Origin of the sequence: Spirillospora sp. CA-108201 (assembly GCF_050936235.1) — a bacterium.
GTDB lineage: Bacteria > Actinomycetota > Actinomycetes > Streptosporangiales > Streptosporangiaceae > Spirillospora.
Genome location: NZ_JBNJNE010000001.1, coordinates 1,875,591 through 1,901,907, shown reverse-complemented (window position 1 = coordinate 1,901,907; position 26,317 = coordinate 1,875,591). Strand labels below are relative to the sequence as shown.

Here is a 26,317-nt window from a genome sequence, read left to right as displayed (position 1 = left end):
TGCTTGACCAGGAGCCGCCGATGTACTCGCAGCCAGTCCCGCCTCGATCTCCCCGCCCGCCCGCACCGCGCGGTGGTTTACCAGGCGCCGTCGTGGCGGTCATCGCCGGAGCGTGCCTGCTCTTCGGCGGGCTCGGCGGCTGCGCGGTCGGCATGGGGATCGGCAGCGCCGCGGGGCCGACCGCTCCGCCCACTCCCGTGGCCTCCACGGGGAAGCCGGCGTCCGGTCGCGCGACGCCTTCCTCGCCGGCGTCGTCCGCTCCGCCGCCTTCCGCTCCGGCGCCGTCCCCGTCCACCGTCGCCCCGAAGCGCGGGAACGGTCCGACCGGCAGGCCCACCGTTCGCAAGGTCAAGCCGAGGCCGTCGCGGCCCAGGACGCCCCGGCCGACGCGGACCGGCGCGCGCCCGCCGGCGCGCACCGTGCACCCGGGCGCGTTCTGCTCACCCGCCGGGGCGGTCGGCACCGCCAACGGCCGGGTCTACACCTGCAAGGGGCCCGGCCAGGCGCGGTGGCGCCGGTAGGGCGGTGACCTCCACGCGGGTGTCGTGGAAGACGGGGCCGCCGCCGAGGTCGGTGTCGCGCTCGTCGACCACGGCGTTGGCGTTGGAGCCGCCGGAGAGCTTGGCCCAGTGGCCCTTGGTGGTCGCCGCGACGCCGGGGCGCACCTCGTCGGTGATCCTCAGGACGGCCTCGAAGGAGCCCCGGTCGTTGCCGACCGCGACCCGCTGCCCGTCGCTCAGGCCCCGCGCGGTCGCGTCGTCCTCGTGGAGGCGGACGGTGAGTCCGCCGGAGCGGCGCCGCAGCTCGGGGTTGTTGGCGAACTGGGTGTTGAGGAACTCGTGCGACGCCGCCGATACCAGGGCGAGCGGGTACCTCACGGCCCGCTCCCCGTCGGCGACCTCCGCGGGCGGGACGTACCCGGCGAGACCGGCGCCGGGGGAGCGGAACTCGAACCGTCCCGACGGGGTGGGGAAGCCGTCGGCGTACGGCAGGAACGGGTCCGGGACCGACATGCGCACGAACCCCTCCTTGCGGAGCCGGTCCAGGGTGACCCCGGCCATCCACGGGTGGTCCGACGCCAGCAGCTGTTCGGCGAGGCGCTCGTCGGAGTCGTAGAGCGCCGGCTCCCGCAGGCCCATCCGGCTCGCCAGGCGGCGGAAGGTCTCCGTCGTCGGCAGGCACTCGCCGGGCGGCGCCACGGCGGGCTCGTTCCACGTGAGGTACAGGTGGCCGTAGCCCTCGTGGAGATCGGCGTGCTCGTGCTGCGCCGTCGCGGGCAGCACGATGTCGGCGTAGTCCACGGTGTCGGTCGGGAACTGCTCCAGGACGACGGTGAACAGGTCGTCGCGGGCCAGCCCCCGGCGCACCTTGTTCTGGTGGGGCGTGCTGCCCGCGGGGTTCGCCGCGATGACGAAGAGGGCCTTGACGGGCGGATCCCGGACGTCCAGCAGGCCCTCGCCGAGGCGGCTCATCGACAGTGTCCGCACCGGGCGGGGGCGCAGGTCGTCCCGCCAGAGCGCGGCCTTGTCGAGCTTCACGTGGCCGGACGTGGAGAACGCGAGCCCGCCGCCGCGCCGCCCCCAGTCGCCGGTCACGGCGGGGATGGCGGAGATCAACCGGAGGGCGGCCCCGCCGCCGGAGTGCCGCTGGAGCCCCTGCGTCGCGCGGATCGCGGTGGGGCGGGTGCGGGCGATCCGCTCGCCGAGCGCGACGATGCGGTCCGCCGGGACGCCGGTGATCCGCGCGGCCCGTTCCGGTGGATACTCGGCGATCCGGTGCCGGAACTCCTCCCACCCGAGCGTGGCGCGGGCCAGGAAGCCCGCGTCCTGCGCACCGAGGCCCGCGATGACGTGGAGCAGCCCGAGCGCGAGCGCCCCGTCCGTCCCGGGCAGGGGCGCCAGGTGCTCGTCGGCCTGCCGCGCCGTCCGCGTCCGCACCGGGTCGATCGCGACCAGGTGCGCGCCCGCCTTCCGCGCGTCCTGGACGAACTTCCACACGTGGTGGCCGCTGGTCAGGGGGTTCGTGCCCCACAGCAGGACGAGCCGGGCGTGCGCGAGGTCCTCGGGGTCCATGCCGCCCGGCGAGCCGACCGCCTCGGCCATCCCGGCGCTGCCCGCCGCCGAGCAGATGTTCGCGTCGTGGGCCGAGGCTCCGAGCGCGTTGAAGAACCGCCGGCCGGAATACCCTTCGAGGCCCTGCAGGTAACCGAGCGTGCCCGTCCCCCAGTAGGGCCAGACGGCCTCGCCGCCGTGCTCCCCGACGACGTCCTCCAGCCGCGCGGCGATCTCGCCGAGCGCCTCGTCCCACCCGATCCGCTCGAACCGCCCCTCGCCCTTGGCCCCCACCCGGCGCAGCGGGTACAGGATCCGGTCCGGCTGGGCGGCGCGCTCCAGCCACCGGTTCACCTTCGCGCACAGCGCCCCGCGCGTGTAGGGGTGGTCGGGGTTGCCCCGCAGCCGGACCGCGGCCCCGTCCCGCACGGTGACGACCCAGGAGCAGCCGTCGGGGCAGTCCAGCGGACAGGCCCCCAGCACCGTCAGTTCCGATGGCATGGACCCCCCTAGCTGGACGAACCCCTCTAGTCTGCGTCATGACACCACGAGCGTCGTCCAGGACGTTCATTACCTCCGAAACCCGTGCCCTGGCTCGCGGCCGGGATTGCGGGGTGGTTTCCTAAGGGGCGACGGAAACGAGCTGTAGGGGGAACGAGAGTGAAGAGCGTCGAGCCCGAGGTGTTCCTCGTTGCGCGGCCCGAACTGGACTACGACGAGGTCGCCCGGTACCTGCGGGACGTGGGCGGGGAGAGCTGGCTGGAGCGGCTCGACCGCGGCCAGCTCGACGACGAGCTGAACGACCCGCAGAACCTCGCCGAGTTCGCGGGCCGGCTCTGCTACCGGTCCTGGGAGCCGGGCCTCAACCCCAACGTCACCAAGATCCGCACCGACTCCGGCCAGTACCTGGAGAACATCCTGCGCAGCCTGCACGGCTCGGTGCTGGAGCACGTCAGCTTCAGCTTCGTCCTGCACAACGTGAGCCGGGTGCTGACCCACGAGCTCGTCCGGCACCGCCCGGGCGTGGCCATCTCGCAGGAGTCGCTGCGGTTCGTCCGGCTCCAGGACATCCCGTTCTGGTTCCCGGAGTGGGCCCGCGAGGACGCCGAGCTGATGAAGCGCGCCGCCGCCATGCTGGAGCAGATGGAGGAGTTCCAGGGGTGGATGGCCGCCCACTTCGGCCTGGACGACGAGGGCGTGCCGTTCAAGGAGAAGAAGCACAAGACCTCGTTCATGCGCCGCTTCGCTCCCGAGGGCGTCGGCACGGGCCTGGTGTGGACGGCCAACGTGCGCACCCTGCGCCACACCCTGGAGAACCGCACCGCGCCCGGCGCCGAGGAGGAGATCCGGCTGCTGTTCGGAAAGATCGGCGAGGTGATGCGCACGGAGGCCCCGGACCTGTTCGGCGACTACGTCGTCGAGGACGGCTCGTGGGTGCCGCGGTGGCGCAAGGTCTGAACCCGCGCGACCCGTATTGGGCCCAGGCGCGCCCGGCCTCCCTGGGGAATTATTGGACGGTATGTCTGACATCACCATTCCGGTGGGGTCCCGCGCGCTGCCGGGCTACCTCGCCGTCCCCGAGGGGGAGGGGCCCTGGCCGGGCGTCGTGATCGTGTTCGAGGCGATGGGCGCGAACGACGACATGCGCGCCCAGGCCGACCGGTTCGCCGCCCACGGGTACCTCGCCGTGCTGCCCGACCTCTACGGCGGGGCGCCCTGGCTGCGCTGCGTCGCCAAGGCGATGCGCGACATGCGCGCCCAGCGCGGGCCGACCTACGACCACATCGAGGCGGCCCGCGCCTGGCTCGCCGGCCGGGACGACTGCACCGGCGGCGTCGGGGTGTGCGGATTCTGCATGGGCGGCGGGTTCGCGCTGGTCGCGGCGGCGAAGTACGACTTCCAGGCCGCCGCGGCCAACTACGGGATCCTGCCGCGCCGGCCGGAGGAGTCCCTGCGGGGCGCGTGCCCGGTCGTCGGGAGCTACGGCGCCGCCGACCCGTCGCTGCGGGGAGCCGCCGGCAGGCTGGAGCGCGCCCTCACGGCCGCCGGCGTGACGCATGACGTGAAGGAGTACCCGGGCACCGGGCACGGGTTCCTCACCGACCTCACGCCGCCGCCCCCGTTCGGCCCCGTCGCGAAGATCGTCATGGGCTTCGGGAAGGGCCGCGAGAACGCCCCGGACGGCTGGGAGCGCATCCTCGCCTTCTTCTCCGAGCACGTCGCCAAAAAATCTACAACGTAAAGGCGTTCGGCGGTTCAGCCGGACCGGGGCCGGAGCACGGCCTGGGTCTGGGTCACCTGGGCGACACGGCGCCCGTCCGCGTCGAACAGGTCGGTCTGGACGACGATGGAGGTCCGGCCGGTGTGCAGCGGGCGGGAGACGCCCCGGACGCGCCCCTCCCCGACCCCGCGGAAGAAGTTGGTCTTGGACTCCAGCGTCGAGGTGGAGGTGTCCGGCGGGAGGTTGAGGAACGCGCACGCCGCGCCGAGCGTGTCGGCCAGGGCCATGAGGGCGCCGCCGTGCATGAGGCCGCCGGCGGTGCAGCGGTCGGGGGCCCAGTCCAAATGGCCGGCGACCTCTCCGGGCCCCGCGGTGTCGATCTCCATGCCGAGCGCGCGGGCGAACGGCATGGCGTCGGTCAGCTGGTCGGGGGTGGGCCCGGTCGTCATGGAGCCTCCTGCGGCGAGGGCGTGTCGGGACCACACCCTCGCCGCCCGGCCTCACCGCGTCCATTACCCCGCACGTAATCGTGGCCCTGACCCGCCTGCCGCTACCGTCATGGCGTGACGACGATGACGATGGCGATGACGACGGGGTTGAGCGACGTGCGGCCGATCGGAGAGCAGCTCCGGGCGTGGCGGCAGCGGCGCAGGCTGAGCCAGCTGGAGCTGGCGTCGGAGGCGGACGTGTCGACGCGGCACCTCAGTTTCGTGGAGACGGGCCGCTCGGCGCCGAGCCGGGAGATGGTGCTGCGGCTGGCCGAGCACCTGGACGTGCCGCTGCGCGACCGCAACCTGCTGCTGGTGGCGGCGGGATACGCGCCGGTGTTCGACGAGACGCCGATCGAGGAACCGAAGATGGACACGGTCCGCGCGGCGCTCCGGCAGGTGCTGGGGGGCCACGAGCCCTATCCGGCCGTGGTCGTGGACCGGTTCTGGAACCTGATCGACGCCAACCGGGCGGCGGCGTTCTTCATGGAGGGCGCGCCGCCGGAGCTGCTGGAACCGCCGCTGAACGTGCTGCGGCTCAGCATGCACCCGGACGGGATGGCCAAGAACATCCTGAACCTGGCGGAGTGGCGCGCCCACATGATCGACCGCGTCCGGCGGCACGTGGCCCTGACCGCGGACGCGGCGCTCGCCCAGCTGTACCGGGAGCTGCGGAGCTTCCCCGGCGACGTGGGGGAGGCGATGGCCCCGCCCGCGAGCCACGAGGTGTTCGTCCCGCTGCGGATGCGGGTGGACGGCCGGGAACTGTCGTTCTTCAGCACGATCGCGACCTTCGGGACGCCGGTCGACATCACGGTGGCGGAACTGGCGATCGAGTCGTTCTACCCGGCGGACGCCGGGACGACCGAGTTCCTGCGGGAGCGCGCCGGCTGGTGAGGGGCGTCAGTCCCCGGCGGCGAGCAGGTCGTGATGGACGCGCGTCAGCGGCACGCCGATCCGCTGCAGGGCGGTGACCGTCGCGCGGACGAGCGGGGCGGGCCCGGCCGCGTAGGCGTCGTGGCCGGCCGCCCCGTCCAGGAGTTGCGGCAGGACGTCCGGCACACGCCCGTTGAGGGCGCCGGCGGCGGGTTCGCGGGACACCACGGGGACGATCCGGAGCCGGGGGTGCGCGGCCTCCAGCCGCCGCAGGGCGGGAAGGTCGTAGAGGTCGTTCTCGGAGCGGGCCGCGGCGACGAGCAGGACGTCGCGGTCCGCGCCGGCGGCGAGGGCCTGCTCGGCCAGCGCCTTCACCGGGGCCAGGCCGGTGCCGCCGCCGATCAGCAGGAGCGGGCGGCCCGAGTCCGGGTCGAGGGTCATCGCGCCGTCCGGCGGGCCCAGCAGGACGCTGTCGCCCGGACCGGTGTGCCGGACCAGCGCGCCGCTCACCCACCCGGCGGGACGGGCCCGGACGTGCAGGCAGATCGTCCCGTCCCGGCGGGGCGCGTTCGCGATGGAGTACGGCCGCCAGACCCGGGGCCAGCGGGCCGCCTGCACGCTCACGTGCTGCCCGGGCGCGAACGGCAGGGGACGCTCGGGACGCAGCGTGAGGACGGCGACGTCCAAGGCGCGGCGCTCGTGCCGCACGACCTCGGCGACCCACCACGGCGGCGCGTCCGCGGCGTCCCGCTCCGCCGCGTCCGCCATGGCGTCGGCCGCGGAGCGGTAGGCGGCGCGCCAGGCGGCCTCGGCCTCGGCCGTCCAGACGTCGGCGGCGAAGGCGCGCAGCGTCGCGGTCAGGGCCTCCTCGACGGCCGGATAGTGCTCGCGCAGCACCCCGTACTTGCGGTGGCCGCGGCCGAGGCCCTTCAGGTGGCGGGCGAGCTCCTCGGGGTTGTCCTGGCTCCAGACGATCCGGCCGAGCGCGTGGAAGAACCTGTCCTGCTGGCCGCCCATCGCGGGCGGGAACAGGGTGCGCAGCCGCGGATGCGCCGCGAAAAGGCGGCCGTAGAAATAGCGCATGGCGCCGGAGGGATCGGCTTCAAGGCGTGCGAAGCATTCTTTGACAACGCGAGTTTCCGGCGACATTGGTCGGCTCGCCTCCCCCATCGGGCTGTTTCGGCGGTCGGACGGCAGGGCTGACGGATGATCCGGGCATGCGTGCTGCCCGAGTTGGTGAGATTCTCTCACCCATCTCCGCAGGTACTCAAGCCTCCGCCTCCGCGGGGACGTGTGATCGCTACGCATGGTGATGGGCGGTCAATTTCGTGTGACTGTCGGTAAGTGACACGGCCGACGCATACTGATCGGTATCCGATCAGGGAGGGAACGTTAGGGAAGAACCATCCGGAAGGGGAGGAAGAACCTGCATCAGGGAAGAAGATTTCAGAATTCTTCGGTGTTTCCCGCTCCGCGCCGCCGCGGGGGCGGAGCTCTGCCCCCGGCACCGCCGTGCGCCGATCTCGCCGCTTCCAGCGGCGGGGATCCGCGCCGTGCGGCAAGCTGGCCGGGAGGAGGGCCGGGGGCGGACGGCGCGAGGGACCGGGTGACGCACGGTGACGTGCGGCCGGCAGGCGGATCACCCGTACCGGCGGCCGCCCCGGGCCGGGGTCCAGCACAGGGGGGAGACACGCATGTCAGGAGCCGGGCTGGGAGCGCCGCATCCGGCGGCCGGTGAGGGCGGGCCGCCGCTCATCGGGATCACCACCTACCAGGAGCCGGCGCGCTGGGGGGTCTGGGTGCGCGAGGCCGCGCTGCTGCCCGTGCCGTACGCGCGCTCGGTCGAGCGGGCCGGCGGCGTCCCGGTCCTGCTGCCCCCGGCCGCGACCCTGCGCGGGCTGGACACCCTGGTCGCCCGGCTGGACGGCCTCGTCCTGGCGGGCGGCGGCGATCTCGACCCGGAACTGTACGGCGCCGTCCGGCACCACGAGACCGGGCCGCCGCAGCCGCAGCGCGACCGGTTCGAGCTGGCGCTCGTCCGCGCCGCCGTCGACGCCGACCTGCCGTTCCTGGGGATCTGCCGGGGCATGCAGGTGCTGAACGTCGCGCGCGGCGGCGCCCTCGTCCAGCACCTGCCGGAAGCGGTGGGCCACCGGGGGCACGCCCCGCAGGCCGGGCTCGTCGGCTCGCACCGGGTGCGGATCAGCGAGGGGAGCCTGATCGGCGGGATCCTCGGCGCCTCGTCCGACGTTCCCACCTACCACCATCAGGCGGTGAGCCGGCTCGGCAAGGGCCTGACCGCCGTCGCGTGGGCCGAGGACCAGGTGGTGGAGGCGCTGGAGTTGCAGGGGCACCGTTTCGGGGTCGCCGTCCAGTGGCACCCGGAGGAGGGCGACGACCGGCGGCTCTTCCAGGCGCTCGTCGCCGAGGCGGCCGGACGCTGACGCAGGGGGATTGGAGGTCCGGGCACCGGGCAGGCCGACGGGTGGATCTCGCCGACGCCCCCACCGGAGGCCGCCGCATGCCCCTGCACCCGCAGACCGTGAGCTTTCTGGAGCAGCTCGCCTCGTGGACCGCCGCCCCGCCGGGACGGGACGGGCCCGCCGAGCCCACGATCGCGGAGATGCGGGAGCGGATCGGGGCGGCCTTCCCGGTGGTGCGGCGCGAGCTCCCGCGGGTCCGCGACATCGAGGTGCCCGGACCGGACGGGGCCGTGCCGGTGCGCCTGTACCGCCCGGCGCCGCCCGAGCGGGGGCCGCTGCCGGCCGTCGTGTACCTGCACGGCGGGGGATGGGTACTCGGCGGCGTCGACAACGTGGACGCCTTCTGCCGCGACCTGGCGGCCGCGGCGGAGTGCGTCGTGCTGAACGTCGGCTACCGGCTGGCCCCCGAGCACCCGTTCCCCGCCGCGGTGGACGACGCCTGGGCCGTGGTGTCCTCGGTGGCGCGCGAGCCCGGCCGGTACGGCGCGCTGCGCGGGGCCGCGGCGGTCGCCGGCGACAGCGCCGGAGGGAACCTCGCCGCGGTCGCCGCTCTGCTGGCCAGGGACGCCGGACTGCCCCTCGTCCACCAGCTGCTCGTCTACCCGGTGACCGACACGGCGACGGACACCCCGAGCTGGCGGGAGTACGGGACGGGCTACGGGCTGGACGCCGGGTCGCTCCGCCGGTTCATGGGCCTCTACCGGGACGGCGCCGATCCGTCCGACGCGCGGCTCGCCCCGCTGCGCGCCCCGGACCTCGCCGGAGCCGCGCCCGCCACCGTGATCACCGCCGAGTGCGACATCCTGCGCGACGAGGCCGAGCACTACGCGCGCCGCCTCGCCGCGGCCGGCGTGCCGGTGGAGCTGCGCCGCTACGACGGCGTCGTGCACTCCTTCTTCCTGCTGCCCGAGGTCTTCGACGCCGGCGCCGAGGCGGTGGAGTTCGCTGTGCGACGATTGCGCGCGGCATTCGACGACCACGCGCGGCAGGGGAGTGCGGCATGACGCGGTACGACGCGTACGAGCGGCTGAAGATCGACTGGGCGGCGGACGGGGTCCTGCGGGTCACGATCAGCACGCCGGGCAGGCTGAACGCGGTCGACGCCACCGGGCACCGCGAGCTGGTGGAGATCTGGCGGGACGCCGACGCCGACGACGCGGCGCGCGTGGTGCTCGTGCGGGGGGAGGGGACGGCGTTCTCGGCCGGCGGGGACCTCGCCATGATCGAGGAGATGATGACCGACCACGCCGCCCGCCGCCGGATCATGCGCGAGGCCCGCGACATCGTGATGAACGTGGTGAACTGCTCCAAGCCGGTGGTCAGCGCCGTCCAGGGCCCGGCGGTGGGGGCGGGGCTCGCGGTCGCGCTGCTGGCCGACATCTCCGTCGCGGGCCGCACCGCGAAGATCATCGATGGGCACACGCGGCTGGGCGTGGCCGCCGGCGACCACGCGGCGATCGTGTGGCCGCTGCTGTGCGGGCTCGCGAAGGCCAAGTACTACCTGCTGCTCAACGACGTCCTCACCGGCGAGGAGGCCGAGCGGATCGGGCTGGTCTCGGTGTGCGTGGACGACGCGCTGGTGCACGAGCGCGCGCTGGAGATCGCCGGGCGGCTCGCCGCCGGCCCCGCCGAGGCGCTGTCGTTCACCAAGCACGCGCTGAACAACTGGCTGCGCCTCGCCGGGCCGACGTTCGACGCCTCCCTGGCGATGGAGTTCTTCGGGTTCACCGGCCCGGACGTGCGCGAGGGCGTCGCGGCGCTCCGGGAGAAGCGCCCGCCCCGGTTCGGCTGAGGCGCGGCCCGCGCTGACCCGGGCCGCGCGCCGCGCGGCCCGGGTCAGTACGACTTGGGGAGCCCCAGTTCGTGCTGGGCGATGTGGGCGAGGACGAGCTCCTCGGCGACCGGGATGTTCTTGGCGATGCGGGCGTCCCGGAACATCCGGGCGACCGGGTACTCCAGGGAGTACGCCATGCCGCCGTAGGTCTGGAACGCCCGGTCGGCCGCCTGCCAGGCCGCGTCCGCCGCGGTGAGCTTGGCGATGTTGGCCTCCGAGCCGCAGGGCCGTCCGCGGTCCCACAGCCAGGCGGCCTTGTAGGTCATGAGCCGGGCCAGCTCCAGCTGCGCCCTGATCCGCGCGAGCGGGAACGCGACGGCCTGGTTCGCCCCGATCGGCGTGCCGAACGGGGCGCGCTCGCCGGCGTACTCGCAGGCGATCCTCAGCACCAGGCCGCCGGACCCGACGCCGCCCGCGGCGGCCAGGATCCGCTCGGGGTTGAGGATGTCCCACAGGACGGCGAAGCCCTGGTCGGGCTCGCCGAGGACCCGGTCGGCGGGCACGCGCACGCCGTCCAGGAAGACCATGCTGGAGGCGACGGTGTTGGTGCCGAGCTTCGGGATCGGCCGGTAGGTCAGCGTGCCCTCGGCCACGGCCTCCTTGACGTCCACCAGCAGGACGGTGAAGCCCGCGGTGCGGGGGCGGGCCTGCGCGGCCGGGATCGTCCGGGCGACCAGGACGAGGAACTCGGCGCGCTCGACGCCGGAGATCCAGATCTTCTGGCCGCTGACGACGAAGGAGTCGCCGTCGCGGTGCGCCTGGGTGGAGATGTTGAGGGCGTTGCTGCCCGCGTCCGGCTCGGTGATCGCGAAGCACGTCTCGATCTCGCCGGAGGCGATCTTCGGCAGGAGCTCGCGCTTCTGCCCGGCGGTGCCGTGCCGGGCGATGGTGAGGCCGCCGAACGCGGGCGTCAGCAGGTACAGGAAGGACGCGGCGCCGCCGGCGCCTCCCTCGGCGAGGGACTCCAGGGCCACCGCCAGCTCCAGCAGCCCCTGGCCCCCGCCGCCGTACTCCTCGGGGATCGCCAGGCTGTGCCAGCCGCCGTCGACGAGCTCCCGCCAGACCTCCTCGGGCCAGCGCTTGTCCGCGTCGCACCGCCCCCAGTAGTCCTGGTCGTACTTCCCGGCGACCGCCAGCACGCCCTCGCGCACCGCGGCCGCGCCCTCCGGCAGGTCGAAGTCCATCGCGCCTCCCTCGAACGTTCTCCCGTGGGTTCACGGTAGCCGACGGAAGTAAGTACTCACTGACGCGGGGTGGGCCGTTGAAGCGGGCCTCCCCGGGTAGGCGACAGGGGGACTTCGGCTCGGAGACCTCGGCACGGGGGCCGGACGGGCAGGGCCGACGCGGAAGGGGAGGCCATGCGGCCGCGCGACAGGCCGAACGGGGCGCGGCCCTGCGCGCCGCAGCGCGCGCGGCCGAGGAGCGCATCGACGAGCTCGCCGCCCTGATTACTGCGGAGATGGGCAGGCCGACCGGTGACGCGCTCGGCGGCGTGGAGGCCGGGATCGGCGCCCTGCGCCAGTACGCCGAGCTGGGGCCGCTTCGCGGCGGGCGCGGCCTCCAGGGCGGGCGGGCCGCGGCCGACTTCACGGTCCGCGAGCCGTGGGGGGCGTCGCCGCCCTCACGCCGTGGAACGATCCGGTCGCGATCGCCTGCGGTCTGGTCGGCGCGGCCGTGGCGACGGGCAACGCCGTCGTCCTCAAGCCGTCCGAGCGGACGCCCCACACCGGCGCGATGCTCGCCGAGCTGGTCGCCGGGTGCCTGCCGGACGGGGTCCTGAACATGGTCACCGGCGGCGGCGCGGCCGGCGAGGCCCTCGCCGGACACCCGGGCGCGGACGTCGTCGCGCACGTCGGCTCCGCCCGCGCCGGCCGCCGTGTCGCCGAGCTGGCCGCGCGGACCGGGGCGAGGACCGTGCTGGGGAACGGCGGCGCCGACCCGATGATCGTGGACGCGGGGGTCGACCCGTCCTGGGCCGCCGGGCAGGCCGCACTCGGGTGCTTCGCGAACGCCGGGCAGACCTGCGCCTCGGTCGAGCGCGTCTACGTGCACGAGGCCGTCGCCGAGCCGTTCCTGGACGCGCTCGCCGCCCAGGCCCGGGACCTGCGCGCGGGGCCGGGCGCCGATCCGTCCACCGAGCTCGGGCCCCTCGTCGACGAGCGCCACCGGTCCAGGGTCCACCGGCAGGTGGAGAAGGCCCTCGCGGACGGGGCGCGGGCGCTGACCGGCGCGCGCCTGCCGGAGGGCCCCGGCTGCTTCTACCCGGCCACCGTCCTGGCCGGCTGCGCCGACCACATGGCGATCATGGCGGAGGAGACCTTCGGCCCCGTCGCGCCCGTCCGCACCGTGGCCGGGTTCGAGCAGGCGCTGGAGGCCGCGAACCGCTCCCGCCGCGGCCTCGCCGCGACCGTCCTGACCCGCGACATGGCGCACGCCCAGGCCGCCTGGCGCACGCTGGAGGCCGGCGCCGTGAAGATCAACGCGGTGTTCGGCGGCGCCCCGGGAGGGGCCGCGGTTCCGTGCCGCGCGGGCGGCCGCGACTCCGGCCACGGGCCCGAGTTCCTGGACGAGATGACGGCCGTCAAGGCCGTCCACATCCAGAGCGCCGTCGCCTGAACCTCACCCGGCGCCGGGTCCGCGGGCTCCCGCGGCGGCGGCCATGTAGCGGGTCACCATGCGGGCGACGAAGTGGGCGAAGACCTCCGGGGGCCCGGACGGGAGCATGATGTGGCTCATCGTCAGGCGCACCGCAGCGTCGGCGATCTCGGTGAGCGCGTCGCGGTCCAGATCCGGCCACTGGCGCAGGGCGTGCTCGGCGATGCGGGCGCTGGCGGAGAACAGCACCGGCTCGGCCCGCGTGGTGAGCAGGGGCAGCATCTCGTCGCCGCCCGCGCCCGTCAGCACCGCCTTCTTCAGCTGGTCGTCGGCGGAGGTCTCCAGGGTGAACGTCACCGCGGCGACCACCGCCGAGTACAGGTCGGCGTGCTCGGACAGCACCGCGTCGATGCCGTCGAGGTAGCGCTCGTTGTCGCGGATCACGACCGCCTGCGCCAGGCCCCACTTGTCGCCGAACTCGTTGTAGACGGTCTGCCGGCTCACCCCGGCGGCGGCCGCGACGTCCCGCATCCGGACGGCCCGGTAGCCGCGCTCCACCAGGAGGTCGGCCGCGGCGTCCAGCAGGGATTCGCGCACGGAACGGCCGGCGGTGCCCATGTGTCGTCGCCCTCCAGGATGCGGGTCAGTACCCCATTATCCCCCGGGGGCCTCCGCCGGGCCATCGCGCGCCCGCCGGGTCGCCGCCGCTGTCGAGCAGGTGCGCGAGCGGCAGGGTGGCCGCGCCCACGGCGACCGCCTCCGGCCCGAGGTGGCACAGCTCGATCGAGGTCTGGGCGAACGGCTGCCGCAGCGCGTAGGCGGCGGTGGCCGCGACGATCCGGTCCAGCATCCGGCCGCCGATCAGCAGCCCCGCCCAGCCCCCGATGATGATCTTCTCGGGGCTGAACAGGTTGACCAGGTCGGCGATGCCCGCGCCGAGGTGCTCGGCGATGTCGTCGCGCAGGGCGGCCGCCGCCTCGGACGGGTCGGCCAGCAGCCCGGCGAGGGCCGCCTCCTCGTCCGTCCCGGCCGGGGCGCCCGCGGCCCTGTAGCGTTCCAGCAGGGCGGTCGCGCCGACGTAGGACTCCAGGCAGCCGCGGGACCCGCACCGGCACGGCGCGCCGCCGACCCGGGACGTGGTGTGCCCCCACTCGCCCGCGCTGCCGGCCGCGCCCCGGTACGGCGAGCCGTCGATCATCACGGCGGCGCCGACGCCGGATCCGATGAGCGCGACGACGGCGCCCCGGTGCCCGCGCCCGGCGCCGAACCACATCTCGGCCTGGCCGAGCGCCGTCGCGCCGTTGTCGACGAACAGCGGCAGGCGGGTGCCCTCGCGCAGCATCCGCTCCAGCGGCACGCCGTCCCAGCCGATGGTCTGGCAGTGCACGACCGCCTCCGGGCCGTGCTCGATCACGCCGGGGACGCCGACGCCGACGCCGACGATGGACGCCGGGTCGACCGACGCGCCCTCGATGACCGCCGGCAGGCCGTCCAGGATGTGCCGGACGACGGCGCGCTCGTCGTGGCCGCCGTCGCCGAGGGGCAGGTCGGCCTTGGCGAGCTGGGTCAGCTCCAGGTCGAACAGCTCGACCATCACCCGCGTCTCGCCGACGTCCACGCCGACGAGGTGGCCGTAACCGGCCGCGGTCTTCAGCAGCACGCGCGGCCGACCGCCGTCGGACTCGACGCTGCCCGCCTCCACGACGAGCCCGGCCTCGATCAGCTCGCTCACCACGTTGCTCACCGACGCGGGGCTGAGGCCGGTCTCGCGGGCCAGGTCCTGGCGGCTGAGCGGCCCGTCGAAGTGCAGCCGCCTCAGCAGCACCGACCGGTTGGTGCGGCGCAGGTCGCGCACGGTCCTCCGGCGCCGTTCCGGCATCGGCCCCCCTCCTCCCGCGGCCCGGGCCGGGCCGCGTCCCCCGCAGGTTCTCAGGTCTTGACCCCGCCATTATGTCACTGCTTAGATCACGACGTGAAATAAGGTGTGATCTAACTCTCCGAGTGACCCCCGTCACATGATCGGAAGGCCGAGCCGATGCGTCCTACCCCCTCGCGGACCCTCGCCGTCCTCGCGGCCGGGCTCCTGGCCACCGCCGCGGCGGCCTGCGGCGGCGGCACCACGTCCGGCGGCGGGAGCGGCGACCCGAAGACGCTGACCTACTGGGCCAGCAACCAGGGCACCGACCTCGCGGCCGACCGGAAGGTGCTGGCCCCCGAGCTGGCCAAGTTCGAGAAGCAGACCGGCATCAAGGTGAAGCTGGAGGTCGTCCCCTGGACCGACCTGCTCAACCGCATCCTCGCCGCCACCACCTCCGGCCAGGGGCCGGACGTGCTCAACATCGGCAACACCTGGTCGGCGTCGCTCCAGGCGACCGGCGGGCTGCTGCCGTTCGACTCCGCCGCGATGGCCGAGGTCGGCGGCGCGCGGCGGTTCGTGCCCGCCGCGCTCGCCGCCGCGGGCGCCAAGGGCAGGGCCCCGGCCGCCGTCCCGCTCTACTCCCTCGCCTACGGGCTCTACTACAACAAGAAGACGTTCGCGGACGCGAACCTGGAACCGCCCGGGACGTGGCGGGAACTGATCGACGCCGGCCGCCGGCTCACCCGGGACGGCAGGTAGGGCATCGCGATCGAGGGCGCCAGCATCCCCGAGAACGTCCACCAGGCGTTCACCCTCGGCCAGATGCACGGCGCCGACTTCTTCACACCGGACGGAAAGCCGCAGTTCGCCACCCCGCAGGCCGTCGCGGCGGTCAAGTCCTACGTCGACCTGCTCGGCGAGGAGAAGATCGCCGCGCCGGGCAACGCCGAGTACTCGGCCAACCAGTCGCTGAACGACTTCGCCACCGGCAAGGCCGCGATGCTGCTGTGGCAGGCCACCACCAGCGGGCTCACCAACCTCGGCATGAAGCCCGGCGCCTGGGGCGTCGTGCCGGTCCCCCAACCGTCTCCGGCGCCGCCGGGCGGCCGGAACGTCACCTCCATGGTCGCCGGCATCAACATCGCGGTCTTCAGGAACACCGGCAACCGCGGCGGGGCGCTGAAGTTCGTGAAGTTCATGACCGGCGACGAGGAGCAGAAGATCCTCAACAGGGCGTACGGATCCCTGCCCTCGGTCGTCTCCGCGCAGGACGACCCGGCCTTCGACACCGCCGACCTCAAGGTCTTCAAGAGCGTCCTCGCCACGAGCGCGGCGCCGCTGCCGCAGGTCCCGCAGGAGAGCCGGTTCGAGACGGCCGTCGGGACCGCGATGAAGGAGCTGTTCGCCGACGCCGCCGCCGGACGCCCGGTCACCGAGGCCAGGGTGCGGGAGCGGCTCGCCGCCGCCCAGCAGCAGATGGGCGGGTAGGCGCATGGCCTCCGCCGACGTCTCGGCCGCCGCCGTCCCCGCCGGGGAGGGGACGGCGCGGACGCAGGAGACCGGAACCGGCGGGCGGGGGCGGGGGAGGCGGCCGCGGCTGCCTCCGGGCGCGCTCCCGTACCTGCTGCTCGCGCCCGCGGTCGTCGCCGAGCTGGTCGTCCACGTGGTCCCGATCGCCGTCGGGATCTGGATGAGCTTCAGGGAGCTCACGCTCTTCTACATCCGCGACTGGTCGAAGGCGCCCGGCAGGGGACTCGGCAACTACCGCGTGGCGGTGGACGTCGACGGCGCGATCGGCGCGGACCTGCTCCGCTCGTTCCTGGTCACGCTCGCCGTCACGCTCCTGGCGGTCGCCCTGTCGTGGCTGTTCGGCGCCGCAGCGGCGATCCTCATGCAGGGCCGCTTCGCGGGGCGCGGGCCGCTGCGCGCGCTCTTCCTCGTCCCGTACGCGCTGCCGGTCTACGCCGCCGTGATGACCTGGGCTTTCATGTTCCAGCGCGACAACGGCCTGGTGAACCACGTGCTGGCCGACCAGCTGCACCTGACCGGCGGCGGCCGGCCGTTCTGGCTGATCGGCGGCAACAGCTTCTGGGCGCTGGTCACCGTCGTCGTGTGGCGGTCGTGGCCGTTCGCCTTCCTGGTGCTGACCGCCGGGATGCAGAGCATCTCCCGCGACCTGTACGAGGCCTCGGCGCTGGACGGCGCGGGCGTGTGGCGGCAGATCCGGCACATCACGCTTCCGGCGCTCCGGCCCGTCAACCAGGTGCTCGTCCTGGTGTTGTTCCTGTGGACGTTCAACGACTTCAACACGCCGTTCGTCCTGTTCGGCAAGGCCGCCCCGGACGGCGGCGACCTGGTGTCGGCGCACATCTACCACGCCTCGTTCGTCACCTGGAACTTCGGGACGGGCTCGGCGATGTCGGTGCTGCTCCTGCTGTTCCTGCTGCTGGCCACGGCGGCGTACCTGCTCGCCACGTCCAGGAGGAGGCCCGCGCATGGCTGACACGCGTCCCGCCCGCAGGCGCCGCGCGCCGACCGACCCGCCCGCCTCCTTCGCCTGGACGCGGCGGATCGTGCTGGCCCTGCTGGCCGCGTTCACCCTCCTGCCGGTCTACGCGATGGCGAGCTCGTCGCTGAAGCCGCTGGAGGACGTGCAGCGCGGGTTCCGGTGGATCCCGTCGCGGCCGACGGTCCGCCCCTAAGTCGACATGTGGTCGACCGTCCCGCTGGCCCGCTACTTCGCCAACAGCGTGATCGTCGCGGGCGGCGCGACGCTGGCGTCCGTGGCGATCGCGATCGGCGCGGCGTACGCCGTCGGCCGGTACCGGTTCGCCGGCCGCCGGGCGTTCACGGTGACGGTGCTGTCCACGCAGATGTTCCCGGGGATCCTGTTCCTGCTCCCGCTGTTCCTGATCTTCGTGAACGCGGGGAACGCGACCGGCGTGGCCCTCTACGGCAGCCGCGGGGCGCTCATCCTGACCTACCTGACGTTCTCGCTGCCGTTCTCGATCTGGATGCTCGCCGGCTACTTCGAGTCGATCCCGCGGGAGCTGGACGAGGCGGCCCGGGTGGACGGCTGCGGGCCGGTCGGCGCGCTGCTGCGGGTGATCGTCCCGGCGTCGCTGCCCGGCATCGTCGCGGTCACCGTCTACGCGTTCATGACGGCCTGGGGCGAGGTCCTGTTCGCCTCGGTCATGACCAGCGACCAGACCCGCACGCTCGCGATCGGCCTGCAGGGCTACTCCACGCAGCACGAGGTCTACTGGAACCAGGTGATGGCCGCCTCCCTCGTGGTGAGCGTCCCCGTCGTCGCCGGGTTCCTGCTGCTCCAGCGCTTCCTGGTGGCGGGGCTGACCGCCGGCTCCGTCAAGTGACCCGTCTCGACGACCCCGAGGGAGACCCGTGCCCATCGACGACCTGACCGCGTTCGGCCCCGACTTCGCCTGGGGGGCGGCCACCTCCGCCTACCAGGTCGAGGGGGCCGTCGCGGAGGACGGCCGCGCCCCCTCCATCTGGGACGCGTTCTGCCGCGTCCCGGGCGCGATCGCCGGGGGCGACACCGGCGACGTCGCCTGCGACCACTACCACCGCTGGCCCGCGGACCTCGCGCTGATGGCGGAGCTCGGGCTGCGCGCCTACCGGTTCTCGATCGCCTGGCCGCGGGTGCTGCCCGCCGGCGGCGGCCCGGTCAACGCGGCGGGGCTCGCCTTCTACGACCGGCTCGTGGACGCCCTGCTCGCGGCCGGGATCGAGCCGCACCCGACCCTCTACCACTGGGACCTGCCGCAGGCGCTGCAGGACCGCGGCGGCTGGCCGGCCCGCGACACCGCCGAGCGGTTCGCCGAGTACGCCTCCGTCGTCGCCGCCGCGCTGGGGGACCGGGTCACCTCGTGGGCGACGCTGAACGAGCCGGTGTGCGCGGCCTGGATCGGGCATCTGCAGGGGGCGATGGCGCCCGGCGTCGCCGACGTCCGCGCGGCCGTGCCCGCCGCGTACCACCTGCTGCTGGCGCACGGCCTCGGCGCGCAGGCGGTGCGCGCCGCCGCCCCCGGAGCCCGGGTCGGCATCGTCAACCTGCTCACCGACTGCGAGCCGGGCGGCGACGGCGAGGAGGACGCGGCGGCGGCGCGGCGCGAGGACGGCCACCACAACCGCTGGTGGCTCGACCCCCTCCACGGCCGCGGGCTGCCCGCCGACATGATCGAGGTGTACGGGGTGGAGCCGCCGGTGCGGCCCGGCGACCTGGAGGCGATCGCCGCGCCGCTGGACTGGCTCGGCGTCAACTACTACCGCCGGTCCGTCACCGTCGCCGACCCGGGCGGCCCGCCGCCGCGCACCCGGCAGATCACCCCGGCCGGGACGCCGCGCACCGGCATGGACTGGGAGATCCACCCGGACCGGCTGGCGAAGATCCTCGTCCGCGTCACCGAGGAGTACGCGCCGCGCAGCGTCATGGTCACCGAGAACGGCGCCGCCTACGCCGACACCGTGGCGCCCGGCGGGGCCGTCCACGACGCCGAGCGCACCGCCTACCTGGAGGCGCACCTGTCGGCGTGCGCGTCCGCGATCCGCGCGGGCGTCCCCCTGGACGGCTACTTCGCCTGGTCGCTGCTGGACAACTTCGAGTGGGCCTACGGGTACGCGCAGCGGTTCGGGCTCGTCCACGTCGACTTCGCCACCCAGGAGCGCCGCGTCAAGGACAGCGGCCGCCGGTACGCGGAGATCATCCGCGCGCACCGGGACCTCCGGGCGCGGCCCCTGGCGTCCCGCTCTCTAGAGTGAGGGCCGACCGGCGCGGGCGAGGTGAGGAGGCCGGGTGGGCGGGATCCTTGTGGCCAACCGGGGAGAGATCGCGCTGCGGGTCGTCCGGGCCGCGTCCGAGCTGGGCCTGCGGACGGTCGCCGTGCGCACCCGCGACGACGCCGCCTCGGCGCACACCCGGCGCGCCGACGAGACGCGCGTCCTGCCCGGCGAGGGCGCCGCCGGCTACCTCGACGCGGACGCGCTCGTCGCCGCCGCGAAGGACGCCGGCGCGGATGCCGTCCACCCCGGGTACGGCTTCCTGAGCGAGAACGCGGGCTTCGCCGCCGCCTGCGCCGCGGCCGGGCTGGCCTTCGTCGGCCCGCGCCCGGAGCTGCTGGAGCTGTTCGGCGACAAGACCAGGGCGCGCGGCCTGGCCCGGGATGCGGGCGTGCCCGTGACGCCCGGCACGCCCGGCGCGGCGAGCCTCGCCGAGGCCGAGGCGTTCGCCCGCGAGCACGGCACCGTCGTGATCAAGGCGCTGGCGGGCGGCGGCGGCCGCGGCATGCGCGTCGTCTCCGGGCCCGCCGCCGTGCCGGACGCCTACGAGCGGTGCCGGTCGGAGGCGCTCGCCTCCTTCGGCGGCGGCGAGCTGTACGCCGAGAAGCACGTCCCCGGGGCCCGCCACATCGAGGTCCAGGTCGCGGGCGACGGCTCCGGCGCCGTCACCCACCTGTGGGAGCGCGACTGCAGTGTCCAGCGCCGCCACCAGAAGCTGATCGAGATCGCCCCCGCGCCCGCGCTGCCCGGAGCCGTCAGGGACGCGCTGCTGGACGCCGCCCTGCGCATGGCGGCCCGGGTCCGCTACGAGGGCCTCGGCACCTTCGAGTTCCTCGTCGGCGGCGAGGGGTTCTGGTTCCTGGAGGCCAACCCCCGGCTCCAGGTCGAGCACACCGTGACCGAGGAGATCACCGGCGTCGACCTGGTGAGGGCGCAGCTCGGGCTGGCCATGGGGGAGGACCTCGCCGGGGTGGGCCTGGCCGAGCCTCCGCGGGCGTCCGGCTGCGCCGTCCAGGTGCGGGTCAACGCAGAGACGATCGGCGCGGACGGCGCGCCGCGCCCGAGCGCCGGGACGCTCACCGCGTTCGCGCCGCCGTCCGGGCCCGGCGTCCGCGTCGACACCCACGGGTACGCGGGCCTCCACGTGAGCCCGCGCTACGACCCGCTGCTCGCCAAGGTCGTCGCCCGCGCGCAGGACCTGCCGTCCGCCGCCGCCCGCGCGCACGGCGCCCTCGGCGAGTTCGCGATCGCGGGCGTCGCCACGAGCATCCCGCTGCTGCAGGGCGTGCTGCGCCATCCCGGCTTCGTCTCCGGCGGCGCCGGCACGTCCTTCGTCGACGACCACCTGCCCGAGCTGCTGGCGAGCGAGCACCGCCGGTACTACGCCGAGTCGACGCCGGGCGCCGCCGAGCCCGGGCCCGCACCCGCCCCGGACGCGCCGCCCGGCACGGTCGCGATCCCCGCGCCGACGCAGGGGACGGTCGTGAGCGTCGAGGTGGCCGAGGGCGACCTCGTCCGGGCGGGGGCGCCGGTGCTGATCCTCGAAGCGATGAAGATGGAGCACGTCGTCCGCGCGGACGGGGCGGGCATCGTCCGGGCCCTGGCCGCCTCGCCCGGCGACACCGTCGCCGAGGGTGCGCCGCTGCTGTTCGCCGAGCCCGCCGAGGGTGGCGGCGACCACGCCGCCGAGGACGAGGCGGCCGACCTCGACCTGATCCGCGCCGACCTCGCCGAGACGCTGCGCCGGCACGAGATCGGACTCGACGCGGCCCGCCCCGAGGCGGTGGCCGGGCGGCACGCGCGCGGCCGCCGCACGGCGCGGGAGAACATCGGCGACCTGTGCGACGCCGGCACCTTCGTCGAGTACGGCGCGCTCGCCGTCGCCGCGCAGCGGCGGCGCCGCTCCCTCGACGACCTCATCGAGCGCACTCCCGGCGACGGCATGGTCTGCGGCATCGGGGACGTCGACGGCGCGCAGGCCGTCGTCCTGTCCTACGACTACACGGTCCTCGCCGGGACGCAGGGCCACCTGAACCACCGCAAGACCGACCGCACGCTCGACATCGCGCAGCGCCGCCGCCTGCCGGTGGTGCTGTTCGCCGAGGGCGGCGGGGGCCGTCCCGGCGACACCGACTCCACCGCCGTCTCCGGCCTGGACGTGACGACGTTCCACGCCATGGGGCGGCTCAGCGGCGCCGTCCCGTCCGCCGGCATCGCGAGCGGGCGCTGCTTCGCCGGGAACGCCGCCCTGCTCGGCTGCTGCGACGTCATCATCGCCACCCGGGACGCCAACATCGGCATGGGCGGCCCCGCCATGATCGAGGGCGGCGGCCTCGGCGCCTTCACGCCCGAGGAGATCGGCCCGGTCGCCGACCAGGAGCCGAACGGCGTCATCGACGTGGTGGTGGACGACGAGGCCGAGGCGGTCCGGGCGGCCCGCCGCTACCTGTCCTACTTCCGGGGCCCGTCGGACGGCTGGACCTGCGACGACCAGCGGATCCTGCGCCACCTCGTCCCGGAGAACCGGCTGCGCGCCTACGACGTCCGGCGCGCCGTCGCCCACCTCGCCGACACCGGGTCGGTGCTGGAGCTGCGCCGCGCGTTCGGGGTCGGGATCATCACGGCGCTGGTCCGGGTCGAGGGCCGCCCGATGGGCCTGATCGCCAGCAACCCGGCGCACCTCGGCGGCGCCATCGACCGCGACGCCGCCGACAAGGCCGCCCGCTTCCTGCAGCTGTGCGACGCGCACGGCCTGCCCGTGGTGTCCCTGTGCGACACCCCCGGCTTCATGGTCGGCCCGGACGCCGAGCGGACCGGCACCGTCCGGCACTTCAGCCGCCTGTTCGTCATCGGCGCCAACCTGCGCGTCCCGATCGTCACGATCGTGCTGCGCAAGGGCTACGGGCTCGGCGCGCAGGCCATGGCGGGCGGGGGGTTCACGGCGCCGCTCGCGACCCTCGCCTGGCCCACCGGCGAGATCGGCGGCATGGGGCTGGAGGGCGCCGTCCGGCTCGGGTTCCGCAAGGAGCTGGAGGCCGCCGAGGACCCGCGCGCGATGTTCGACCAGATGGTCGCCGCCGCCTACGAGCACGGCAAGGCGCTCCACGCGGCCACCGTGTTCGAGCTGGACGACGTCATCGACCCCGCCGACACGCGGCGCTGGATCACCGCCGTGCTGGCCGCCGCCCCGCCGGCCGGCGACCGGCCCCGGCCGTGGATCGACACAGGGTGACGGGCGGGCCCGCGCGGTAGGCGTCGCGCACCCGGGGATCGGCCCGCACCTCCGCCGGGGGCCCGGCGGCGATCACCTTGCCGTCGTCCAGGACGTGCAGGACGTCGCAGACGCCGAGCACGGGCTCGATCTCGTCCTCGACGACGAGCACCGCCAGCCCCTCCGCGGCCAGGTCCCGCAGCAGGACCTCCAGCGCCCGCGCGCGCCGCACGGGAAGGCCCGCCCGCGGCTCGTCCAGGACGAGCACGGCCGGTTCGGTGGCCAGGGCCCGCGCCAGGTCCATCAGCCCGGCGACGCCGGGCGGCGCGTCCCGCAGGGGCCGCTCGGCGTGTTCCTGGATTCCGACCCGGGCGAGGAGCGCGTCGGCGGCGGCGCCCGCGTCGCGGCGCGCCTCGAAGCGCCGCCGCCACCGGTCCCGCGCCGTGCGGCCCGGCTGCTCGCGCGTCATCGCGTGCCTGGCCGCGGCGGCCTGGACGGCCTCCCGGACGGTCGTCGAACCGCCCGCGCCCGCCCGCTGGAACGTGCGGGCGATGCCCCGCCGGGCCCGTTCCCGCGCCGCGCTGCGCGTCAGGTCGGCGTCGTCCAGCAGGACGGCGCCCGCCGCCGGCCGCCGCAGCCCCGTGATCACGTCGCACAGCGTCGTCTTGCCCGCGCCGCTCGGGCCGACCAGCCCGGTGACCGCGCCGGGCGGAGCGGTCAGCCCGGCCCCGTCGACCGCCGTCAGCGGGCCGAAACGGACCGTCACGTCCCGTACCCGCAGGCCCTCCGCAGCGGCCATGGCACCGCCCCTCCGCGCCTCGTGTGATGTGGGTCACCGGCGGGTCCACACCCTACTGAGGCGCGTGGGCGGCGGCAACGGACCGGCGGGAGGCCGGGGGACGGTCAGGGCGCCGCCGGCGGCGCGAGCCGGTCGCGGGTCCACTCCTTGACCCCGGCGACGAACGCCTCGACGTCGGCGGCCTTGCCGGAGGCCATCTCGCCGAACCAGCCCGGCACGTACTGCTCGAACCGCCCGCTCTCCAGGACCTCCAGCACGGCCGCGGCCACCTCCTGCGGCGGCAGGGCTTCCGACACGTCGCTGAGAGGCGGCTCGTTGCCGGGCAGGGTGAACAGCTCCGTCCCGGCGATGAGGGCGGGCTGGACCACGTGGGCCTGCACGCCCGTGCCGTCCAGGTCGACCGCCATGCTCTCCCAGAACGCCGTGAGAGCGGCCTTGGACGCGGAGTAGGCGGCCTCGTGCGGCGGACCGAGCCGCGCCGCGACCGAGCCCACCGCGACCAGGTGCCCGCGCCCGCGCGCGACCATGCCGGGCAGCAGCGCCAACGTGAGCCGCACCGGGGACAGGTAGTTGAGCCGCATCACCTCGTCGGCCTCGGCGGGGGCCAGGTCCTGGACGCGGCGGCGCTTCGGCATCCCCGCGTTGTTGACCAGCACGTCGACGCCGCCGAGCTCGCGCTCCGCCTCGGCGGCGAGGTCGGCCACCGCGTCGAGGTCGGCGAGGTCGGCCGCCCACATCGCCGAGTCCGGGGAGTGCGCCCGGCACCGGGAGAGCACCTCCGCGAGCCTGTCCTTGCGCCGCGCCACCAGGCCGACCCGCGCCCCGGCGGCGGCGAGCGCCTCCGCCACCACGGCGCCGATGCCCGACGAGGCCCCCGTGACCAGAGCGGACCGTCCGGTGAGAGTCGCCATGCGGACCAACGTCACACACCCCGGCCCCACCGGCAAGGCGCACCGCCGCCGCCTCCGGAAAGGCGGGGCCGCGAAATGTCCGGCGCCGCCCGCGCCGTGTCGGTAAGGTCGTGGGTTTCGCCCCCACCACCCTCGCAGCCGGAGGTCTGTCCGCATGCCCGCCGAGTCCGCCGCCCCTTCCGAACCCGCGGTCCTCGCAGCCGAACGCGCCCACCTCGCCGAGTCCCGCGCCGCCCTGCGCCGGATGCGCGAGCACGCCGCCGGCCTGTCCGCCGACGTCGCCGCCGACTGGGTCTCCAAGCAGTTCCTGGAGTCGCTGCTCGACCAGCGGATCGAGGCGCTCGCCGACCACCCCGACACCCCGCTGTTCTTCGGCCGCATGGACCGCGACGGCGCGGCCGGCCCCGACCTGCCCGCCGTCATGTACGTCGGGCGGCGGCACGTCCACGACGGCGACGAGGGCCGCCCGCTCGTGCTGGACTGGCGCGCCCCCGTCTCGCGGGCGTTCTACCAGGCCGGGCCCGCGGACCCGATGGGCTGGCGGCTGCGGCGGCGCTTCGGGTTCCGGGCCGGGGAGCTGACCGCGTTCGAGGACGAGCCCCTCGACGGCGGCGACGCGCGGCCGGGGGCGGCCGCGTCCCGGATCCTGACCGAGGAGATCGAGCGCCCCCGGACGGGGCCGATGCGCGACATCGTCGCCACCATCCAGCCCGAGCAGGACGTGATCGTCCGCGCCGACCTGCCCCGCAGCGTCTGCGTCCAGGGCGCGCCCGGCACCGGCAAGACGGCCGTCGGCCTGCACCGCGCCGCCTACCTGCTGTTCACGCACCGGGAGCGGCTGTCGCGGTCCGGCGTGCTCATCGTCGGGCCGAACCGCGCGTTCCTCGCCTACATCTCGGCGGTGCTGCCCGCGCTCGGCGAGGTCCGGGTCGAGCAGGCCACCATCGACGACCTGCTCGGCCCGCCGCTGGCCGACGAGCCCGCGGACGCGGCCGCCCTCAAGGGCGACCCCCGGATGGCGGACGTGCTGCGCAGGGCGCTGTGGCTGCACGTCCGCAAACCGGAGGAGGGCCTCGTCGTCACGCGGGGCGCGGCGCGCTACCGGCTCGCCGACCACGAGATCCGCGAGATCGCCGCCGCGCTGCGCGGCGCCACCCGGTACGGCAGCGGACGCGCCGCGTTCGCGCAGCGGCTCGCGCACCAGATCCTCGTCCGGATGGAACGGCGCGGCGAGGCCCCCGACGACCGCGTCCAGGACCAGGTCGCGCGGAGCAGGCCGGTCAGGCAGGTCCTCGACGCGGTCTGGCCGAAGGTGAGCGCCGAGCAGGTCCTGCACCGGCTGCTGTCGGACGCCGATCTCCTGCGCGCGGCGTCGAAGGGCGTGCTCGACGAGGACGAGCGGGCCGCCCTGCTGCCGGTGAGGCCCGCCCGCTCGCACCGCTCCGCCAAGTGGACCGCCGCCGACCGGGCCCTCCTGGACGAGCTGAACGACCTCATCGAGCGCACCGCATCGCTGGGCCACCTGGTGGTGGACGAGGCGCAGGACCTTTCCGCCATGCAGCTGCGGGCGCTGGGACGCCGCTGCGCGACGGGCTCGGCGACCGTCCTCGGCGACCTCGCGCAGGGCACGACCGCGTGGTCGGCCCGCACGTGGAAGGAGGTCCTCGCCCATCTCGGGCAGGACGGGGAGGTCACCGAGCTGACCCTCGGGTTCCGCGTTCCGGGCACCGTGCTCGACTTCGCCGCCCGCCTGCTCCCGCACGTCGCGCCCGGCCTGGAGCGGCCGCGCTCGCTGCGCCCCGGCGCCGGGGCGCTCGCCGTGCGGCGCGTCCCCGACCTGGCCGCCGCGACGGTCGAGGCCGCCCGCGCCGCCCTCGCCCGCCCCGGTTCGGTCGGCCTGATCGTCCCGGACGCGCGGGCGGGCGCGCACGCGTCCGCCCTGGAGGCCGCCGGGCTGGAGCACGAGGTCCTCGGGCCGGAGTCGGCCGGCGCCGGGCGGCTCCTCGTCATCCCCGCGACCCTCGCCAAGGGCCTGGAGTACGACCACGTGATCGTCGCCGAGCCCGCCGCCATCGCCGCCGCCGAGGCGCGCGGCCTCGCCCGCCTGTACGTCGTGCTGACCCGCGCCGTCACCACGCTCACCGTGCTCCACGAGGACGACCTGCCCGCCGAGCTGGCGGCGCCGTAGCC

At 75.1% G+C, this 26,317-nt stretch carries 20 protein-coding genes and 2 pseudogenes; 14 read left to right on the top strand and 8 right to left on the bottom strand.

The genetic code is table 11. The features are described 5' to 3' along the window. Positions 1-440: 440 nt before the first annotated feature. Entirely contained in the window at positions 441-2,552 is a 2,112-nt protein-coding gene (locus ACQEU6_RS09480) for a molybdopterin-containing oxidoreductase family protein (RefSeq protein ID WP_499330718.1), read from the bottom strand. A gap of 159 nt (positions 2,553-2,711) precedes the next feature. Here ACQEU6_RS09480 and thyX point away from each other — a divergent pair, with 159 nt between their 5' ends. After that, positions 2,712-3,509 carry an FAD-dependent thymidylate synthase gene (gene thyX, locus ACQEU6_RS09475; RefSeq protein WP_499330714.1) on the top strand — a complete coding sequence of 266 codons (798 nt, stop codon included), beginning with the start codon at positions 2,712-2,714 and terminating at the stop codon, positions 3,507-3,509. A gap of 61 nt (positions 3,510-3,570) precedes the next feature. After that, positions 3,571-4,293, top strand: coding sequence for a dienelactone hydrolase family protein (locus ACQEU6_RS09470; RefSeq protein ID WP_499330710.1), 723 nt, complete (start codon positions 3,571-3,573; stop codon positions 4,291-4,293). Between the two features lie 14 nt (positions 4,294-4,307). On the opposite strand, the gene ACQEU6_RS09465 is transcribed toward ACQEU6_RS09470, so the two are convergent. Continuing rightward, positions 4,308-4,721 (bottom strand): PaaI family thioesterase, encoded by a 414-nt coding sequence (locus ACQEU6_RS09465; protein WP_499330708.1) that lies wholly within the window; start codon positions 4,719-4,721, stop codon positions 4,308-4,310. Between the two features lie 123 nt (positions 4,722-4,844). On the opposite strand from ACQEU6_RS09465, the gene ACQEU6_RS09460 reads away from it, so the two are divergent. Continuing rightward, positions 4,845-5,657, top strand: a complete 813-nt coding sequence (locus ACQEU6_RS09460; protein WP_499340118.1) for a helix-turn-helix domain-containing protein — start codon at positions 4,845-4,847, stop codon at positions 5,655-5,657. A 6-nt stretch (positions 5,658-5,663) separates the two neighbouring features. On the opposite strand, the gene ACQEU6_RS09455 is transcribed toward ACQEU6_RS09460, so the two are convergent. Continuing rightward, positions 5,664-6,719, bottom strand: coding sequence for a globin domain-containing protein (locus ACQEU6_RS09455; protein WP_499330706.1), 1,056 nt, complete (start codon positions 6,717-6,719; stop codon positions 5,664-5,666). 611 nt (positions 6,720-7,330) lie between these two features. On the opposite strand from ACQEU6_RS09455, the gene ACQEU6_RS09450 reads away from it, so the two are divergent. The 3 genes from ACQEU6_RS09450 to ACQEU6_RS09440 all read left to right on the top strand — a co-directional run bounded on the left by ACQEU6_RS09450 (position 7,331) and on the right by ACQEU6_RS09440 (position 9,911). After that, the gene (locus ACQEU6_RS09450; protein ID WP_499330703.1) at positions 7,331-8,080 is read left to right on the top strand and encodes a gamma-glutamyl-gamma-aminobutyrate hydrolase family protein; all 750 of its coding nucleotides are present in this window, start codon (positions 7,331-7,333) and stop codon (positions 8,078-8,080) included. A 77-nt stretch (positions 8,081-8,157) separates the two neighbouring features. Next, on the top strand, positions 8,158-9,123 hold the full coding sequence (locus ACQEU6_RS09445) for an alpha/beta hydrolase (RefSeq protein ID WP_499330702.1): 966 nt from the start codon (positions 8,158-8,160) through the stop codon (positions 9,121-9,123). Then, positions 9,120-9,911, top strand: a complete 792-nt coding sequence (locus ACQEU6_RS09440; RefSeq protein ID WP_499330700.1) for an enoyl-CoA hydratase/isomerase family protein — start codon at positions 9,120-9,122, stop codon at positions 9,909-9,911. The genes ACQEU6_RS09445 and ACQEU6_RS09440 overlap by 4 nt, the downstream gene beginning before the upstream one ends. Before the next feature lie 44 nt (positions 9,912-9,955). Here ACQEU6_RS09440 and ACQEU6_RS09435 read toward each other — a convergent pair whose 3' ends face one another. After that, the gene (locus ACQEU6_RS09435; protein WP_499330697.1) at positions 9,956-11,137 is read right to left on the bottom strand and encodes an acyl-CoA dehydrogenase family protein; all 1,182 of its coding nucleotides are present in this window, start codon (positions 11,135-11,137) and stop codon (positions 9,956-9,958) included. Positions 11,138-11,214: 77 nt separating this feature from the next. Between ACQEU6_RS09435 and ACQEU6_RS09430 the strand changes: the two are divergent. After that, a pseudogene (locus tag ACQEU6_RS09430) lies at positions 11,215-12,569 on the top strand (aldehyde dehydrogenase family protein). Positions 12,570-12,572: 3 nt separating this feature from the next. On the opposite strand, the gene ACQEU6_RS09425 reads toward ACQEU6_RS09430, so the two are convergent. Together ACQEU6_RS09425 and ACQEU6_RS09420 are read right to left on the bottom strand one after the other, a co-directional pair. Further along, positions 12,573-13,166, bottom strand: a complete 594-nt coding sequence (locus tag ACQEU6_RS09425; protein ID WP_499330694.1) for a TetR/AcrR family transcriptional regulator — start codon at positions 13,164-13,166, stop codon at positions 12,573-12,575. A 25-nt stretch (positions 13,167-13,191) separates the two neighbouring features. Further along, positions 13,192-14,427, bottom strand: a complete 1,236-nt coding sequence (locus ACQEU6_RS09420) for an ROK family transcriptional regulator (protein ID WP_499330691.1) — start codon at positions 14,425-14,427, stop codon at positions 13,192-13,194. Between the two features lie 156 nt (positions 14,428-14,583). On the opposite strand from ACQEU6_RS09420, the pseudogene ACQEU6_RS09415 reads away from it, so the two are divergent. From ACQEU6_RS09415 to ACQEU6_RS09390, 6 genes and pseudogenes are all read left to right on the top strand, one after another. Beyond that, positions 14,584-15,894, top strand: a pseudogene (locus ACQEU6_RS09415) (ABC transporter substrate-binding protein). Between the two features lie 4 nt (positions 15,895-15,898). Beyond that, positions 15,899-16,909 (top strand): carbohydrate ABC transporter permease, encoded by a 1,011-nt coding sequence (locus tag ACQEU6_RS09410; RefSeq protein ID WP_499330687.1) that lies wholly within the window; start codon positions 15,899-15,901, stop codon positions 16,907-16,909. Continuing rightward, positions 16,902-17,108 carry a hypothetical protein gene (locus ACQEU6_RS09405; protein ID WP_499330683.1) on the top strand — a complete coding sequence of 69 codons (207 nt, stop codon included), beginning with the start codon at positions 16,902-16,904 and terminating at the stop codon, positions 17,106-17,108. The genes ACQEU6_RS09410 and ACQEU6_RS09405 overlap by 8 nt, the downstream gene beginning before the upstream one ends. Before the next feature lie 6 nt (positions 17,109-17,114). Beyond that, a complete protein-coding gene (locus ACQEU6_RS09400; protein WP_499330680.1) occupies positions 17,115-17,780 on the top strand; it encodes a carbohydrate ABC transporter permease in 666 nt (221 codons plus the stop codon). A gap of 28 nt (positions 17,781-17,808) precedes the next feature. Continuing rightward, positions 17,809-19,188, top strand: coding sequence for a GH1 family beta-glucosidase (locus tag ACQEU6_RS09395; protein ID WP_499330678.1), 1,380 nt, complete (start codon positions 17,809-17,811; stop codon positions 19,186-19,188). 34 nt (positions 19,189-19,222) lie between these two features. Further along, positions 19,223-22,438: an acetyl-CoA carboxylase family protein gene (locus ACQEU6_RS09390; RefSeq protein WP_499330676.1), complete on the top strand. Its 3,216-nt coding sequence runs from the start codon at positions 19,223-19,225 to the stop codon at positions 22,436-22,438. On the opposite strand, the gene ACQEU6_RS09385 is transcribed toward ACQEU6_RS09390, so the two are convergent. Both ACQEU6_RS09385 and ACQEU6_RS09380 read right to left on the bottom strand, forming a co-directional pair. Then, on the bottom strand, positions 22,371-23,216 hold the full coding sequence (locus tag ACQEU6_RS09385) for an ATP-binding cassette domain-containing protein (RefSeq protein WP_499330674.1): 846 nt from the start codon (positions 23,214-23,216) through the stop codon (positions 22,371-22,373). The genes ACQEU6_RS09390 and ACQEU6_RS09385 overlap by 68 nt on opposite strands. A gap of 104 nt (positions 23,217-23,320) precedes the next feature. Further along, complete coding sequence (locus ACQEU6_RS09380) at positions 23,321-24,127, bottom strand: SDR family NAD(P)-dependent oxidoreductase (RefSeq protein WP_499330672.1); 807 nt, start codon at positions 24,125-24,127, stop codon at positions 23,321-23,323. Positions 24,128-24,281: 154 nt separating this feature from the next. Between ACQEU6_RS09380 and ACQEU6_RS09375 the strand changes: the two genes are divergently transcribed. Further along, positions 24,282-26,315, top strand: coding sequence for a HelD family protein (locus tag ACQEU6_RS09375; protein ID WP_499330670.1), 2,034 nt, complete (start codon positions 24,282-24,284; stop codon positions 26,313-26,315). Positions 26,316-26,317 lie beyond the last annotated feature (2 nt).

What these genes read in the sequence shown, in the direction of transcription:
- ACQEU6_RS09480 (WP_499330718.1), bottom strand. Translation starts at nt 2,552, where the DNA reads ATGCCATCGGAACTGACGGTGCTGGGGGCCTGTCCGCTGGACTGCCCC.
- ACQEU6_RS09470 (WP_499330710.1), top strand. Translation starts at nt 3,571, where the DNA reads ATGTCTGACATCACCATTCCGGTGGGGTCCCGCGCGCTGCCGGGCTAC.
- ACQEU6_RS09465 (WP_499330708.1), bottom strand. Translation starts at nt 4,721, where the DNA reads ATGACGACCGGGCCCACCCCCGACCAGCTGACCGACGCCATGCCGTTC.
- ACQEU6_RS09460 (WP_499340118.1), top strand. Translation starts at nt 4,845, where the DNA reads ATGACGATGGCGATGACGACGGGGTTGAGCGACGTGCGGCCGATCGGA.
- ACQEU6_RS09455 (WP_499330706.1), bottom strand. Translation starts at nt 6,719, where the DNA reads ATGCGCTATTTCTACGGCCGCCTTTTCGCGGCGCATCCGCGGCTGCGC.
- ACQEU6_RS09450 (WP_499330703.1), top strand. Translation starts at nt 7,331, where the DNA reads ATGTCAGGAGCCGGGCTGGGAGCGCCGCATCCGGCGGCCGGTGAGGGC.
- ACQEU6_RS09445 (WP_499330702.1), top strand. Translation starts at nt 8,158, where the DNA reads ATGCCCCTGCACCCGCAGACCGTGAGCTTTCTGGAGCAGCTCGCCTCG.
- ACQEU6_RS09440 (WP_499330700.1), top strand. Translation starts at nt 9,120, where the DNA reads ATGACGCGGTACGACGCGTACGAGCGGCTGAAGATCGACTGGGCGGCG.
- ACQEU6_RS09435 (WP_499330697.1), bottom strand. Translation starts at nt 11,137, where the DNA reads ATGGACTTCGACCTGCCGGAGGGCGCGGCCGCGGTGCGCGAGGGCGTG.
- ACQEU6_RS09425 (WP_499330694.1), bottom strand. Translation starts at nt 13,166, where the DNA reads ATGGGCACCGCCGGCCGTTCCGTGCGCGAATCCCTGCTGGACGCCGCG.
- ACQEU6_RS09420 (WP_499330691.1), bottom strand. Translation starts at nt 14,427, where the DNA reads ATGCCGGAACGGCGCCGGAGGACCGTGCGCGACCTGCGCCGCACCAAC.
- ACQEU6_RS09410 (WP_499330687.1), top strand. Translation starts at nt 15,899, where the DNA reads ATGGCCTCCGCCGACGTCTCGGCCGCCGCCGTCCCCGCCGGGGAGGGG.
- ACQEU6_RS09405 (WP_499330683.1), top strand. Translation starts at nt 16,902, where the DNA reads ATGGCTGACACGCGTCCCGCCCGCAGGCGCCGCGCGCCGACCGACCCG.
- ACQEU6_RS09400 (WP_499330680.1), top strand. Translation starts at nt 17,115, where the DNA reads ATGTGGTCGACCGTCCCGCTGGCCCGCTACTTCGCCAACAGCGTGATC.
- ACQEU6_RS09385 (WP_499330674.1), bottom strand. Translation starts at nt 23,216, where the DNA reads ATGGCCGCTGCGGAGGGCCTGCGGGTACGGGACGTGACGGTCCGTTTC.
- ACQEU6_RS09380 (WP_499330672.1), bottom strand. Translation starts at nt 24,127, where the DNA reads ATGGCGACTCTCACCGGACGGTCCGCTCTGGTCACGGGGGCCTCGTCG.
- ACQEU6_RS09375 (WP_499330670.1), top strand. Translation starts at nt 24,282, where the DNA reads ATGCCCGCCGAGTCCGCCGCCCCTTCCGAACCCGCGGTCCTCGCAGCC.